This is a genomic window from Saccharothrix sp. ALI-22-I (assembly GCF_001984175.1).
Lineage (GTDB): Bacteria > Actinomycetota > Actinomycetes > Mycobacteriales > Pseudonocardiaceae > Actinosynnema.
Map to the genome: position 1 here is coordinate 509,999 of NZ_MTQP01000068.1, position 14,239 is coordinate 524,237.

General features: G+C 70.8%; 13 protein-coding genes. 3 read left to right on the forward strand and 10 right to left on the reverse strand.

Annotated elements, in window-relative coordinates; all coding sequences use genetic code 11:
* Positions 1–20: 20 nt before the first annotated feature.
* Positions 21–245, forward strand: a complete 225-nt coding sequence (locus ALI22I_RS39115; RefSeq protein WP_179118506.1) for a hypothetical protein — start codon at positions 21–23, stop codon at positions 243–245.
* Positions 246–422: 177 nt separating this feature from the next.
* On the opposite strand, the gene ALI22I_RS39120 is transcribed toward ALI22I_RS39115, so the two are convergent.
* From ALI22I_RS39120 to ALI22I_RS39160, 9 genes are all read right to left on the reverse strand, one after another.
* Positions 423–1,565, reverse strand: a complete 1,143-nt coding sequence (locus ALI22I_RS39120; protein WP_077010617.1) for an N-acetylmuramoyl-L-alanine amidase — start codon at positions 1,563–1,565, stop codon at positions 423–425.
* 172 nt (positions 1,566–1,737) lie between these two features.
* Positions 1,738–2,064, reverse strand: coding sequence for a thioredoxin (trxA, locus tag ALI22I_RS39125; RefSeq protein ID WP_077010618.1), 327 nt, complete (start codon positions 2,062–2,064; stop codon positions 1,738–1,740).
* Positions 2,065–2,097: 33 nt separating this feature from the next.
* Entirely contained in the window at positions 2,098–3,090 is a 993-nt protein-coding gene (gene trxB / locus ALI22I_RS39130; RefSeq protein WP_077010619.1) for a thioredoxin-disulfide reductase, read from the reverse strand.
* A gap of 117 nt (positions 3,091–3,207) precedes the next feature.
* Positions 3,208–3,960, reverse strand: coding sequence for a hypothetical protein (locus tag ALI22I_RS39135; protein ID WP_077010620.1), 753 nt, complete (start codon positions 3,958–3,960; stop codon positions 3,208–3,210).
* Positions 3,957–4,574 (reverse strand): RNA polymerase sigma factor SigM, encoded by a 618-nt coding sequence (gene sigM, locus ALI22I_RS39140; protein ID WP_077010621.1) that lies wholly within the window; start codon positions 4,572–4,574, stop codon positions 3,957–3,959. The genes ALI22I_RS39135 and sigM overlap by 4 nt, the downstream gene beginning before the upstream one ends.
* Before the next feature lie 201 nt (positions 4,575–4,775).
* Entirely contained in the window at positions 4,776–6,305 is a 1,530-nt protein-coding gene (locus tag ALI22I_RS39145) for a protein kinase family protein (RefSeq protein ID WP_077010622.1), read from the reverse strand.
* A gap of 37 nt (positions 6,306–6,342) precedes the next feature.
* Positions 6,343–7,971 (reverse strand): murein biosynthesis integral membrane protein MurJ, encoded by a 1,629-nt coding sequence (gene murJ, locus ALI22I_RS39150; protein ID WP_077010623.1) that lies wholly within the window; start codon positions 7,969–7,971, stop codon positions 6,343–6,345.
* Complete coding sequence (locus ALI22I_RS39155; RefSeq protein WP_077010624.1) at positions 7,968–10,235, reverse strand: DUF6049 family protein; 2,268 nt, start codon at positions 10,233–10,235, stop codon at positions 7,968–7,970. The genes murJ and ALI22I_RS39155 overlap by 4 nt, the downstream gene beginning before the upstream one ends.
* On the reverse strand, positions 10,232–10,750 hold the full coding sequence (locus ALI22I_RS39160; protein WP_077010625.1) for an NUDIX hydrolase: 519 nt from the start codon (positions 10,748–10,750) through the stop codon (positions 10,232–10,234). The genes ALI22I_RS39155 and ALI22I_RS39160 overlap by 4 nt, the downstream gene beginning before the upstream one ends.
* 283 nt (positions 10,751–11,033) lie before the next feature.
* Here ALI22I_RS39160 and ALI22I_RS39165 point away from each other — a divergent pair, with 283 nt between their 5' ends.
* Together ALI22I_RS39165 and ALI22I_RS39170 are read left to right on the forward strand one after the other, a co-directional pair.
* On the forward strand, positions 11,034–12,485 hold the full coding sequence (locus ALI22I_RS39165; protein WP_077010626.1) for a CCA tRNA nucleotidyltransferase: 1,452 nt from the start codon (positions 11,034–11,036) through the stop codon (positions 12,483–12,485).
* A gap of 97 nt (positions 12,486–12,582) precedes the next feature.
* Positions 12,583–12,840 (forward strand): response regulator transcription factor, encoded by a 258-nt coding sequence (locus tag ALI22I_RS39170; RefSeq protein ID WP_083752330.1) that lies wholly within the window; start codon positions 12,583–12,585, stop codon positions 12,838–12,840.
* A 64-nt stretch (positions 12,841–12,904) separates the two neighbouring features.
* Here the strand turns inward: ALI22I_RS39170 and ALI22I_RS39175 are convergent, their stop codons facing one another.
* Positions 12,905–14,212, reverse strand: coding sequence for an MFS transporter (locus ALI22I_RS39175; RefSeq protein WP_077010628.1), 1,308 nt, complete (start codon positions 14,210–14,212; stop codon positions 12,905–12,907).
* Between the last annotated feature and the right edge of the window lie 27 nt (positions 14,213–14,239).

The following is a 14,239-nucleotide window of genomic DNA, read 5'->3' on the forward strand; positions in this document are numbered from 1 at the left end:
CCGGCCAATAAGATCGACTTGTGGACATGGGGGTGGAGATCCAGCGCAAGGTACTCGCGATCATCGAGGGATCGCGAGACTTCCGAGAGATTCGCACACTGCTCGACGCCTGGCAGGCCGAGGGCATCCCAGCCGACCGCCTGGTCGACGAGCTGACCGACCTCATGCTCGACCTGCGCGCCCAGAACCGTGCGGACGAGGAAGACGCGGTCGTCGACGTGCTCGACGTGCTGACGGACTGGTAGCGGTTGTTTCAGCTCCCCGGCGGGGCTGGGACGGGCCCGAAGTCGCCGTCCAACGGGCCGGCGAGCTGGTCGGCGAAACCGGGTTCGCGTGAATGGCGGCGGTGCTCCGCCATCCACGCGCCGTCTGGGCCGACAAGGGATCACCCGCGGCTCGATCTTGCCCAGTGGACAAATCGCCTAGCGGATCTTGCCGGTGGCCACCTCGTGCCGCATCAGGTCTTCCAACGTGAACGTGCCGGTCGGCTGGTCGTTCTGGCCCAGCAGGTACAGCCGCTTGACCGCGACCAGGATGCCCTCGGCGACAACATCCCGGAACGACGGGTTCGCCAGCCGTTGCCGGTCGCCCGCGTTGGTCAGGTAGCCGACCTCGACCCGGACCGCCGTGCAGCGGGTCATCCGGAGCATGTCCCACGTCTTCGGGTGCGTGCGGCAGTCCAGCATCCCGGTCCGGGCGATGATCTCGCGCTGGATGAAGCCGGCCAGCGCCTCGCCGACCGTGGACGACGTGCCGTTGCCGGTCCCGAAGTGGAACGTCGCCACGCCGGAGGCCAGCGGCGACGAGTTGCCGTCGGCGTGCAGCGACAGGATCAGGTCGGCGCCCGCCTCGTTGGCGAACCGCGCCCGCTCACCCTCGTCCGGGTTGTGGTTCGGACCGCGCGTGAGCAGGGCTTCCATACCCGTGGCGGCCATCTTGCCCTCAAGCAGCCTGGCCAGGTCCAGCATCACGTCGGCCTCGGACACGCCGTCGACCACGATACCGCGATCGTCACCGCCGTGACCCGGGTCGATGATGATGCGCTTGCCGGACAGCCTCGGCCCGGCTCGGCGGACCCGTTCCTGCTCGCGCAGGAACACCGGCCGGCCGCCGCGCACCTTGGGCTGGAGCTGGCGCAGCGCGCGCACCGTGTCGGGACCGCACATGCCGTCCACGATCAGGCCGTAGTCGCGCTGGAAGCTCCGCAACGCCTGTTCGGTCTGCTGACCGAACTCGCCGTTGGCCCGTCCGGCGTCGTAACCCAGTTCCAGCAGGCGCTCTTGCAACGCGGACACGTCGTCACCGGTCACCGGCTGCGCCATCAGGAAAGCCAGCGGGCGGTCGCCGAGTCGGAAGGTCGCGTCGCGCAGCGCCCGGTAGGTGGCCGGGCCGACGACACCGTCGGTGATGAGACCCCGCTGCTGCTGGAACGCGCGCACAGCGTGCTCGACCGGCAGGTCGAACACCTGGGACGGCTGCGGATCGGACAGCAGGCCGAGCTTTGTCAGCGTTGCCCTGACCTCGGCGACGTCCGGTCCGAAATCCCCGCGGCGGAGTAGCAGCATGCACCCCTCGCTCACTTAGGCGCCGACACCCGTCGACGCTGAACTTGACGCCCTATTGTGCCTTGCTCCAGCCGATGCCACGGACGGGGCTACTGCCAGTGGTCAAATGTCCACAAACGAGTGACCCGTCCGTCTTCTTTGGAAGGCGGACGGGTCACCCGGTCGGTTGCACTCAGAGCACGTCGGACAGGTCCTTCAGCAGCGCGGACTTCGGCTTGGCGCCCACGATCTGCTTCACCGGGCGGCCACCCTGGAACAGGATCATGGTCGGCACCGACATGATCTGGTAGTCCCGCGCGATCGACGGGTTGGCGTCGATGTCGAGCTTGGCGACGGTGATCTTGTCGGCGTGCTCGGCGGCGATCTCCTCCAGCACGGGAGCGACCATCTTGCACGGGCCGCACCAGGTCGCCCAGAAGTCGACCAGCACTGGCTTTTCGCTGGTCAGAACGTCGTCGGTGAACGTTTGGGCGGATGTGACCACGGTGGAGCCTGCCATGTTGTGTTCTCCCTCTGCGGAAAAGAAGTGGGTTCAGCTGGTGGTGACGGGCTCGCTGTAGCCGCCGCCGACGTGCTCGGCGGTGACCGCGGCCTCCGTGGTCCCGTGCTCGGCCAGCCAGCGCTCCGCGTCGATCGCGGCGGCGCAGCCCGACCCGGCGGCGGTGATCGCCTGGCGGTAGGTGTGGTCGACCAGGTCGCCCGCGGCGAACACACCGTCCACGTTCGTGTGAGTGGTCCGGCCCACGACCTGGACGTAACCCTCGCCGTCCAGCTCGACCTGGCCCTTGACCAGGTCGCTGCGCGGGTCGTGGCCGATGGCGACGAAGAAGCCGGTGAACGGGTGCTCGGTCACCTCACCGGTCCGCGTGTCGCGGGTCTTCACCCCGGACACCGAACCCTCGCCCAGCACCTCGACGACCTCGGCGTTGAGCAGCCACTTGATCTTCTCGTTGTTCCGCGCGCGCTCCAGCATGATCTTGGAGGCGCGGAACTCCTCGCGGCGGTGGATGATCGTGACGCTGCGGGCGAACTTGGTGAGGAACGTCGCCTCCTCCATCGCCGAGTCGCCGCCGCCGATCACCGCGATGTCCTGGTCGCGGAAGAAGAAGCCGTCGCACGTGGCGCAGGCCGACACACCGCGCCCCAGCAGCTCCTGCTCACCGGGAACGTGCAGGTAGCGCGCCGCCGCGCCCATGGCCAGCACGACCGCGCGGGCGGCGTAGCGCTGCCCGTTGGCGGTGACGTACTTGACCGGGCCGTCGAGCTCCAGCTCCTCGACGTCCTCCGCGCGCAGCTCGGCGCCGAAGCGCTTGGCCTGCTCCCGCATCTGCTCCATGAGGTCGGGGCCCATGATGCCGTCGCGGAAACCGGGGTAGTTCTCGACTTCGGTCGTGGTCATCAGCGCACCGCCGTACTGCGAGCCCTCGAACACCAGCGGTTCGAGCTGGGCGCGCGCCGCGTAGACCCCCGCGGTGTACCCGGCGGGCCCCGATCCCACGACGATCAGGTTCCGAACGTCCGACACCCTCGACCTCCGTTAGTCGCTTCCGGCCAGGGATCACCCGGGCCGGCTCTTCGCACAACGGATCGTAGGGCGTGGTAATTCCGCCCCTTCGAGGTGAGCTCGGCTACTCGGGTTCGGCTACGGCTCGATCGTGCTGTTCGCCAGTACGCCATCCGGGTTGTCCGGGCCGCACGTCCGGGGGTCGACCACCACGATCCGGTACGCGCCGGGCGCGCCCGCGGGCAGGATCGCCATCACGGCCGGCTTGTCGTCCAGCGTGATGGGGCTGACACCGAGCGGCTTGCCCGCCGAGATGTTCGCGCCGCGCAGGCAGTCGGCCAGCTTGTCCTGGTTCTCCAGCGGGCCGTAGTTCTGCGCCTTGAGCACGTCGCCGAACACCGGGCCGAAGTTCTCGCCGCGCACCGCGGGCATCCGGTCGCCATCGGACGGCGCGGCGCTGCCGGTGACCGGCGTCGTCGTCTTGTCCGACTGGGCGGCGGTGTCACCTGCGGTGTTGTCCTGTGGAAGCGCTACTACGGCGACGCCGACAGCGACCGCGGCCGCCGCGAGCAACCCCGCGCCCCAGCCGAGGCGCTTGTTGCGGCGCGCTTTGGCCTGGGCGAAGTCGATCACGGGTGCGGCCGGGCGTGCTTCTTCGGCGAGTGCGGCGTCGATCCGGTCGGCCACGTGGCGCGGCATGGGGATCGGCGGCAGGTTGTGCAGGTCTTCGAGCGTCGCGTCGAGGGCGGCCAGGATCTCGCGCGCCTCGGGGTCGTTCTCGACCAGCGGCCGCAGCTCGGCCTCGGTCCGCGGGTCCAGAACCCCCGCGTGCAGATCAGCCAGCAGGTCGACGGACCACGGCGGCCCGGTACGCCGCGCATTGCCGGTCATCGTTCCTCCAACTGACGTCCCTGTTGCACCTGCACATCGTTGACTGGGACGTTCGCATCTGCACTTTGGTTCCGGAGGTGACCCAGAACTTTGGCGAGCTTGGCCCGCCCACGGGCACATCGTGACTTCACGGTGCCCTCCGCAATACCCAGTAGCTGGGCCGTTTCCGCCACCGAGTAGCCCTCCACGTCGACCAGCACGATCGGCGCGCGCTGCTCTTCCGGCAGCTCGTTGAGGGCGGCCTGGACGACCAGCCGGGTCTCGCGTTCGGCCATCGCGTCGCGGGGCGCCACCGGCTCACCGGGGCCCGCCTCGGGCAGCGGGACGGTCGGCCTGGTCTGTCGCCTGCGCATCCGATCGAGGCAGGCGTTGACCACTATTCGGTGTAGCCAGGTGGTCACCTGGGACTCGGCGCGGAAGCTCGCCGCCGCGCGGAAAGCCGAGATGAACGCCTCTTGCAGGGCGTCCGCGGCCTCCTCGGGATCGCGCAGCGTGCGCAGCGCGACCGCCCACATGCGATCTCGGTGCCTGCGCACGAGCTCGGAGAAGGCGTGCGGGTCACCCGCGGCGTGCGCCGCGATGAGGTCTGCGTCCGAGCTGGCTGCGGCGGTCACGCCGGCAGCCTATCGGGCTGGGCCAAGCAGGCTTCGATCACCTGCACGGGCGAGTGCCGTTGTTCCCGGCGCTACTCCGCGTCAAGACCGACGCGCACCCGACCACGGCGTCCGCTTCGCACCGAACGCCACCACGACGGCGACCAGGACCGGGGCCAGGACGAGGTTGCGCCAGTCGGCCAGGTGCGGCGACGCCGCCGGCTACTGGGCGCGGGTGTAGACGAGTTCGGCGATCTCGGAGCGGTTGTTCTTGCCGCTGCCGGCGAGCTTCGTCACCCACAGCAGCAGGTGCTGGGTCGGCTCGTGGTCGTTGAGCTGGATCTGGGTCTGCCCGGGCGACAGGGTCGCGGTCGCGATGACCTTCGTCTCCTGCAGCGGCGCGTCGGGCGCGCCCGCGACGCGGATCTCCACCACCGTGCCCTCGCTGGGCGAGGTGATGGTGACCGACGCCAGCTTCACCGGCTCGGCGAAGCCCGCCATCAGCCCGATCCCCGGCTTCAACGCCGGGAACGGCTGGAAGTAGTTCTCCGTCTGCCACACCGTGGTCGGGTTGTTGTCGACCGCGCGGTTGGCCCGGTTGGCGTTGTCCGGCTGGTTGGTCACGTCGTACACGCCGACCGACGCCGGCTGCACGGGACCCGCGGGCTGGGGCGCGGGCGGCGCGGGTTGGCCGCTCACCCCCGGCGGGTTGGACTGGCCGATCACGACCGTCGGCCCGCTGCCGCCGGACGGCTCGTCGCTGAAGAAGCTCACGATCTGCACGCCCAGCCAGGCGATCACCGCCAGCGTCGCCACCGCGAGCACCGCCACGCTGATCATCAGCTTGCGCTTGCGGTCCTTGTCGCGCACCGGCCGCTGGGTCGTCCACACCGCGCCGTCGTCCGGCCCGTCGTCCGGGACCGCCTGGATCAGCGCGGTCTGGGCCTCGGACTGGGCGATCTGGTCCAGCACCTGGAGGATCGCCGCGCTCGTCCGGATACCGCCGACGCTGGTGTCCTCCAGGCTCCGCACGGCCACCGACGACAGCTCGTGCGGTACGTACGCGTGCAGCGCGCTCGGCGCGAGCACCGCGCCGTCCGGCCCCGTGGGAGCGGCGGGCACGCCGTCCGGACCGTCCGGCAGCGCCCACCTCCCGGTGAGCAGCAGGTACAGGATCGCGCCGAGGCCCTTGACGTCGTCACGGGCGATCGCGTCCGGCCGGGGGCCGGGGAACGCCAGCCGCAGCCTGCCGTCCGGCGTCACCCGGATGCGCTGCGGGTGGTCGGCGCCCAGCACGAGCCCGGCGTGGTGCGCGCCCTCGATCGCCGCGCCCAACGGCCCCAGCAGGCGCGTCGCCGCACCCGCGGGCAGCGGACCTTCGACGATCAGGTCCAGCAGGTCGGTGCCCTGGGTCCACTCGGCCACGACCACGGCGAGGATGCCCTCGTCGAGCTTGATCCCGTTACCGGGGGTCAGCACGTCGATTACCCGGGCGACGCCGGGGTGGGTGAAGCTGGAGGCGTGCATCGCGCGTTCCGCGGTCCGCTTGGCCCGCGCGGCCGCGGCGTGGTCGGCCGGGTTGCCCACCAGGACGGTCAACGCCACGTCCCGGTTGAGCTGCCCGTCCCGGGCCCGCCAGAGGTGCGCGTCGCACCGGCGGTCCACACCGGACTGCGCCAGTAGCCGGTACCGGCCGTCGCCGATCACCCCGCCGGGCACCAGCGAGGTGTTCTGGATCGGACCGCTGCTCACAGGGCCGAGGGTACGTGAACGGGTCGTGCGGCAGGTGTCACCGGCGGCCCACCAAACGACTGATCTTGGCGATCGCGGGCTTCACCTCGGGTACGCGGAACAGGGCCAGCAGCAGGAAGCTCAACGGCAGACCCACGATCGTCTGGATCAGGACCTCCACCCACGCGCCCACCACGCGGGACTCGATTCCCAACACGCGGACGGCGAGCCACGCCAACCCGGTGGCTGCCCCGAACGCGATCGCGGACGCCACGACCGTGAGGCAGATCGTCCACGCCGTGTAGCCGGTGCGCAGCCGGCCGAGCCGGATCCGCAGCCACAGCTGACCGACCAGCGCACCGACCACGAAGCTCAGCGACATCGCGATCGACACGCCGACGGCCAGCTTGTCCGGCGGCGAGACCGCCAGGAACCCGTACAGCAGCGCGATCCGCACCGCCACGATGATCGCCTGGATGAGCGTCGGCGTCCGGGCGTCCTTCAACGCGTAGAACACCCGCAGCTGGAGCAGCGTGATCGCGTACGGCACCAGCCCGAACGCGGACAGCGCCAGCGCCGTGCCGATCGCCTCGCCGTCCTCGATGCCGGAGTTGCCGAACGAGAACAGCGCGAGGCCGATCGACACGCCGGCGACCGTCATCAGCGCGCTGAACGGCATCAGCAGGATCGACGACATCCGGTTGCCGAACGACAGGTCGCCGACCAGCGCGTCCTTGTCCTCCGCCGCCGCGGCCCGGCTCATCTTCGGCATCAACGCGGTGAGCAGCGACACGCCGAGCACCCCGTAGGGCACCTGGGCGATCAGCCACTGCATGTTGTAGGTCGTGATCGCGCCCTGGTCGTGCGTCGCGACCTTCGTCAGCACCACCATGCTGACGAAACCGAGGCCGACGTACAGCAGCACCCAGAACGCCAGCCCGCCGAACTCCGACAGCCGCCGGTCCCAACCCCACCGCCAGCGGAACTTGAACCCGGTCCGCCGCAGCGCCGGCACCAGCACCGACGCCTGCAACGCCACGCCCAGCATCGTGCCCAGGCCGAGCACCAGCAGCTTCGGCTCGCCCATCCGCACCGGGTCGATCGAGATCTCCCCCGGCATCAGCCAGTACACGCAGAGGGTCACGATCACCACGAGGTTGTTCAGCACCGGCGCCCACGTGGGCAGGCCGAACACGTGCCGGGTGTTGAGGATCGCGCCGATCAGCGCGGACATCCCGTAGAACACGATGCCCGGCAGCACCAGGTACGCGAACGCGGTGACCAGCTCCGGCTTGGCGTTCGACGAGTCGATGAACAGCCCCGTCAGCAGCGGCGCGCAGGCGACCGCGATGACCGTGCCGATGCCCAGCAACACCGCGGACATGGTGATCATCCACTGCGCGTAGGCCTCACCGCCGTCGCCGTCCTCCTTCTCGGCGCGCACCAGCAGCGGGATGGCCACGCTGGTCAGCACGCCGCCGAGGAGCAGCTCGTTGATCATCGTCGGGAGCGTGGTGGCGACCTGGTACGAGTCGTTCAGCACGCCCACGCCGAGGATGGTGATCAGCAGCAGTTTGGACAGCAGCCCGGAGGCGCGGCTGACGATCGTGGCGACGGCCATCGAGCCACCGGCCCGTGCCAGTGACGGGCCTTGCTGCTCCTGGGTCACCGTGGTTGTTCCGCTCAACTCGTGCTCGACCTCTCCGGCGGTGTGACCCCGCTGGCATTGTCCGGCACCGCCGCGGCGGCGGCGACTCGCGCGGCCCGCACCCGTCGGTAGATGCGCCGGGCGGACAGCAGCACCAACGCGGCGCCGGCCAGGCAGGTGATGACGACGGTGATCGTCCCGTACGCCGAGGACGACACCTCCAGCCGGGCCCGTTCGCCCAGGTCCACGCCGCTCGGCGTGACCAGCCGGACGTGCACCGGGAACCGCCCGGACCGCAGCACCTCCACCGGCACCCGCACCAGCAGGTCACCGCGCGCGGGCAGCAGGATGTCCGGCAACTGCTTGGCCACGATGCCCGGCGTGTCCTCGATCACGATCCGCACCGTGATCCGCACGTCCAACCGGTTCTTGATGGACAGCGGGATCGGGCTGTCGCCGGAGCCGAGCAGGATCGGGCTGTTCGGCTCGGTCACCGAGACCTGGCCCTGCAACCCGTCGATCCGCGCGCGGCCGATCGCCAACGCGCCGCGCGCGCCGTCCTCGTCGCCGCGCCACGCCCCGGACACCGCGCGCAGCAGGTCCAGCTTCAGCGGGTCGACCAGGTCGATCGGGTTGGCGGACGCGGCGTCCTCCTGGCTCATCGACTCGGCCAGCTGCTGGAGCTGCCGCCACGACTCGGTCACCGACGCGGTCACCGAGGGCGGCACCTCGCGGGCACCGGCCTCGACCGGGTAGCTCAACGCCGCCGTCTGCTCCGGCGGGGCCGCCAGCAGGGAATCGAGGCCCACCGGCGTCGCGAAATTACCGGCGACCAGCGACTTCGTCATCTGCAGGAGCGTGTTGACCTCGCCGGTCGGCGCGTTCCACCGGCGTGGCGGCGCGATCACCACGTTCTGGCCGGTGTTCTGGAACCCGGCCCGGAAGGTGAGCGCGGCCAGCGCGTTCTGCACCGACACCGGCCGGGTCTCGCTCGGCGTGGTCACGCCCGCCACCGGCCGCGTCGCCGCCGCGCCCTGCAACGCGTCGGACACCATCCCGTCGATGCGCACCGCCGCGATCGGCTCGCGCTCGGCCACGTCGAACCGGACCGGTCCGGTGCCGGGCGTGCCGGCGACGGCCGACTGGTCGAGCACGAGCGACTTGACGCCCTGGCCGGTCAGGTCGGACAGCGTCTGCTGGTCCAGCACACCGTCCTCGGGCCAGGTCAGGCCCTGGGTCGGCTGCACACCGAGGACCTGGCGGACCACCTCGGCGCCCTGGAGCGCGAGTACGCCCAGGTCGGTGAGCCGGGCGCGGGACAGCGCGACGAGATCGGCGTCCGCGTCGGGCAGCGCGATCACGCACCGCCCGCCGGCGAGCAGGCGCAACTGGGACAGCCAGAGCTCGGCCTCGCCGTCGCCCTTGCCCGCGCCCTGCCCGCGCACCTCGTAGCCCGCGCTCATCGCGGCGACAGTGCGCAGCAGGTCGGGGTCCACGGCCACGCACACACCGGCGCCCAGCGGACCGTCCAGGGCGGACTGGTAGGCCTTGAGCAGGCCCCACAACCGGCCGCCCATGGCCAGCGAAGTCGCCAGGTCGTCATCGGTCAGCACGGTCGGGTTGGTCGAGACGATGCGCGGCCGGTCGGCCAGCGGCCACAACAGGGTGATCTTGGCCGGGTTCGCGGGCGGGTTCGGCCCCGGACCGCCGGGCATCGCGAGGACCGGCAGCAGGGTGCTCAGCGCGGCCAGCCGGGCCCGTCCGCCGAAGTCGGGGACGCCGTTGATGTTGGCCAGGATCGGGTAGATGCCCGGCTCGGTGATCTTCAGCGAGGTCGGGTCCGTGCCGCCGAGGGGGACGACGAGCCGGAAGGGCTTGGACTCGTTGCGCTCCAGGCGGTCGGTGACCGGGGTGAAGTTCGGCTGGATCACCTCGGCGTCGGTCGGCTCGCGCAGCGCCTTGCGGACGTCGTCCTCGCTGCTCAGCGGGTCACCGCGCTCCAGGCGCAGCTCGATGTCCTCGATCACCCGGTCGCCGATGTTGACCACCTTGCCGGAGATGGTGATCGAGTCCGGTCCGTCCGAGGTGATCACCCGGGGGGTCATCTCCTCGACGTCCAGGCGCAGCCAGACCTGCGACTGCTGGCCGGGTTGGCTGGACAACGCCCTGGTCGCCCACACCTGGGTGGCGGGCGCCGGTCGGACGGGCAGCCGCCCACCGTCGCCGGGCGCCGCGGGTGCCGCGGAGCCCGTCGTCACGATGAGGATCCCCGCCGCCGCTAGTGCGGCCAGCAGCCGTTTCACGCCGACTCCGCTCCGTCCGTCTGGTACTCGGAGAGCAGTTCGGCGGCTCGGCGCACCAGTCGACGCTCGTCCGCGTAGGCGAGCCGTTCGTCCAGCTCGCCAAGGGGCACCCACGCCACCTCGGTGACCTCCACGTCTTCATCGGAAAGCTCGCCGCCCAGCGCTTCCAGGAGGAAGTGGTGGACGGTCTTGTGCACCCGGCGGTCCTCGGCGACGAACCAGTAGTCGATCGAGCCGAGGGGCCGCAAGACCCTGCTATGAATACCGGTCTCCTCGGCGACCTCGCGCACCGCGGTCTGTTCCGCGGTCTCACCAGCCTCGATGTGACCCTTGGGCAGCGACCACAACAACCGGCCGCGCCGGTCCAGCCGCCCGATGATCGCGGCGGTGTGCCGCTCGAAGTCCAACACCAGTCCGCCCGCCGACGTCTCGTCGACGGTCTTCAGCCGCCGACCGCGACGCCGGTTCCGGCGCCTCGGCTTGGGACCGCCGGAGCGACCGGACGACTGGGGCATGCCCTGATGGTAGTGGCGACCAGTGATCACGTGACGTGACAGCCTCGTGGCGACCAGTGGTCGACAACCGACGCCGCACCGACCGGGCGTCCCGAGTGAAGATCGGCCAGGCGTCCACGATCGACGGTCGACCAGGCGTCCCCCGCGAAGGGGAACCCCTTGTTCAAAGTCAACCAGGAACGACCGACAGCGCCGGCCGACCGAGGCCGCGCCTGTGGACAAGCGTGCGCCCTGTGGACAACTCGTTCGGGGCTCACGCTCAGGACCAGTAGGCTGGCTCTTCGTGTCCGGACCCGTCACCTCCACCGCCGCTGGGCAGGACAATGCCGTGGTGGAACTGCTGAGCTCCCTCCCCGTCGCCGAAGACCTGGCCGCCCGCTTCGCCGCGGCCGGTCATCGCCTCTACCTGGTGGGCGGCAGCGTGCGGGACGCCATGATCGGCAGGCTGTCCGGCGACCTCGACTTCACCACCGACGCCCGGCCGCCGCAGATCGTGGCCCTGCTCAAGGGCTGGGCGGACGCGATCTGGGACGTCGGCATCGCCTTCGGCACGGTCGGCGCGACCAAGCACCAGCACACCGTCGAGATCACCACGTTCCGCGCGGACAGCTACGACGGCGTGACGCGGAACCCCGAAGTGACCTTCGGTGACACCATCGAAGGTGACCTGGTCCGCCGCGACTTCACCGTCAACGCGATGGCCTACGACGTGGTCAACCGGGAGCTCATCGACCCGACCGGCGGCCGGGAAGCACTCCAGGCGAAGGTCCTCGACACCCCCGCGACCCCGCAGGAGTCGTTCTCCGACGACCCGCTGCGGATGATGCGCGCGGCCCGGTTCGTGTCCCAGCTCGGCTTCACCGTCGCGCCGCGCGTCCGCGAGGCGATGGCCGCCATGGCCGGCGAGCTGACCCGCATCACCGCCGAACGCGTGCAGGTCGAGCTGTCCAAGCTGCTCACCGGCGCGCACCCGCGTGCGGGCGTCGAGCTGATGGTGGAGGCGAAGCTCGCCGACGTGGTGCTGCCCGAGCTGCCCGCGATGAAGCTGGAGATCGACGAGCACCACCAGCACAAGGACGTGTTCCACCACTCGCTGGTCGTCCTCGACCAGGCCATCGACCTGGAGGACACCCCCGAACCGGACCTGGTCCTGCGGCTGGCCGCGCTGCTGCACGACATCGGCAAGCCGGACACCCGGCGGTTCGAGGAAGGCGGCGGCGTCTCGTTCCACCACCACGAGGTGGTTGGCGCGAAGATGGTCCGCAAGCGTTTGCGCGCCCTCAAGTACTCCAAGGAGATCGTCGAGGACGTCGCCCAGCTCGTGTACCTCCACCTGCGCTTCCACGGCTACGGCAGCGGCGAGTGGACCGATTCGGCGGTGCGCCGGTACGTCACCGACGCCGACCACCTGCTGTCCCGCCTGCACAAGCTGGTCCGCGCCGACTGCACCACCCGCAACCGGCGCAAGGCCAACGCGCTGCAGCGCACGTACGACGAGCTGGAGCGCCGGATCGAGCGGATCGCCGCCGAGGAGGACCTCAAGCGGGTCCGGCCGGATCTCGACGGCAACGAGATCATGCGGCTGCTGGGCCTGCCACCAGGCCCGATGGTCGGCAAGGCGTGGAAGTTCCTCAAGGAGCTGCGCCTGGACCGCGGTCCGCTCGACCACGACGAGGCGGTCGCGGAGCTGCTGGAGTGGGCCCGCGCGGAGGGCGTCCAGCCCCCCGGTGACTAACACCAAGTGACCAATCTCGTGCTTTTGGGCTGGCCAGTGACAGCCTGTTGCGACACCATGACTGTGTGCGTTACGCGCGCACTGGGGGTGGTGTCGTATGAACGCTTGGGGATTGTCCGAGGGGGGCACCCGGGCACAAGGGTTGGACGAGCTGACCGACCGGCAGCGGGCCGTGCTCCGCTGCCTGGCCCGGGGGCTGGCCGACCACGAGATAGCGCGGGTGCTGGCGCTGAGCCAGCACCAGGTGGGGGCGGTGGTGTCCGAGATCCTGCGGGCGCTCAACCTCCGCGACCGAATGGCCGCGGTGGTCTACGCCCACGAAACCGGGATCATCCGACTACCGCTGCCGCGGTGACATGGCCGCTGCTCCGCAGACGGCGGGCTCGGTCGCCTGGGGACGCGACCTCGCGGGCGGCGGATCAGGTGTGCCCGGGCGTCGCTGAGCGCTTGACCAGCAGCAGGTAGCCGACCAGACCGAGCAGGTACGCCACCGTTGCGGCGATCACCAGACCGGGTGACCGGCCGTCCAGTGGGACGGTGGCCGCCGCGACGGTGACGGCGGCCACCTGCGTGACGTTGAACAGCGTGTCGTACAGGGCGAACACCCGGCCGCGGACATCGTCGCCGATGTCGCCCTGTACGGCCGCGTCCACGCACAGCTTGACCACCTGGCCCGCGAACGTGAGCAGGAACGACGCCACCAGGATGGTCGGGAGCAGCATGGGCAGACCGAGGCCGAGTTGGGTGGCCGCGGCCAGCAGCAGCGCGCCGCACACCGTGCCGCGCCGGCCGAGCACGTCCACGATCCGGTCGGTCACCAGTCCCGCCAGCAGGATGCCCGCGCCACCCGCGACCGCGACCTCACCCAGCCCAGCCATACCGGCCTTGAACGGCCCGTAGTCGGTGAACGAGTTGCGCATCAGCAGCAACGTGAGCAGCAACGACGCCCCGAACGCGGCCCGGTGCGCGAGCAGGGCCAGCAGGGCGGCGGCGACGCTGGGCGCGTGCCACGCGGCCCGGGCGCCGTCCAGCAGGCCCATGGCGACAGCCGTGACCGTCCGGCTGGGCTCGTTCACCTCGTCCGGTCCGAGGATGCCACGCGTGAAGCGAGCGGCCAGGAACGCGGCACCCAGCGACCCCGCGACGGCGAACGTCGTCGTCCACGCCGAGCCGCCGTCCCCCGAGCCGAGCACCGCCCGCAACCCCACCGCGCAACCCGCGCCGAGAACGGCGGTCAACGCGCCGAGCGTGGTGACGAACGCGTTCGCCTCCACCAGGTGGTCGCCCTCGACCACGTGTGGCAGGGACGCGGACAGGCCAGAGCCGACGAACCGGCTCACGCCGGTGACGATCAGCGCCGAGGCGTACAGCGGCACGCCTTCCAGCCCGAGACCGACGGCCGCCGCGGTGAGGAGGATGAAGACCGCACGAGTGAGGTTCGCCACCACCAGCACCCGGCGGCGGTCCCACCGGTCCAGCAGGGCGCCCGCGAACGGCCCGACCACGGAGTACGGGAGCAGCAGCACGGCGAACCCGGCCGCGACGGCGAGCGGGTCGGCGTGGCGCTCCGGGTTGAACAGGACCGCGCCCGCGAGACCGGCCTGGAACAGGCCGTCGCCCCACTGGGCCGCCAGCCGGGTGGCCAGCAACCTGCGGAAGTCCGCCACCCCGAGGAGCTTCCGGACACCGAGGTGGTGCTTTGCCGCGGTGGTCCCGGCAGTGGTCACGGTGTCGAGCCTATGCCTCCTGGGCCG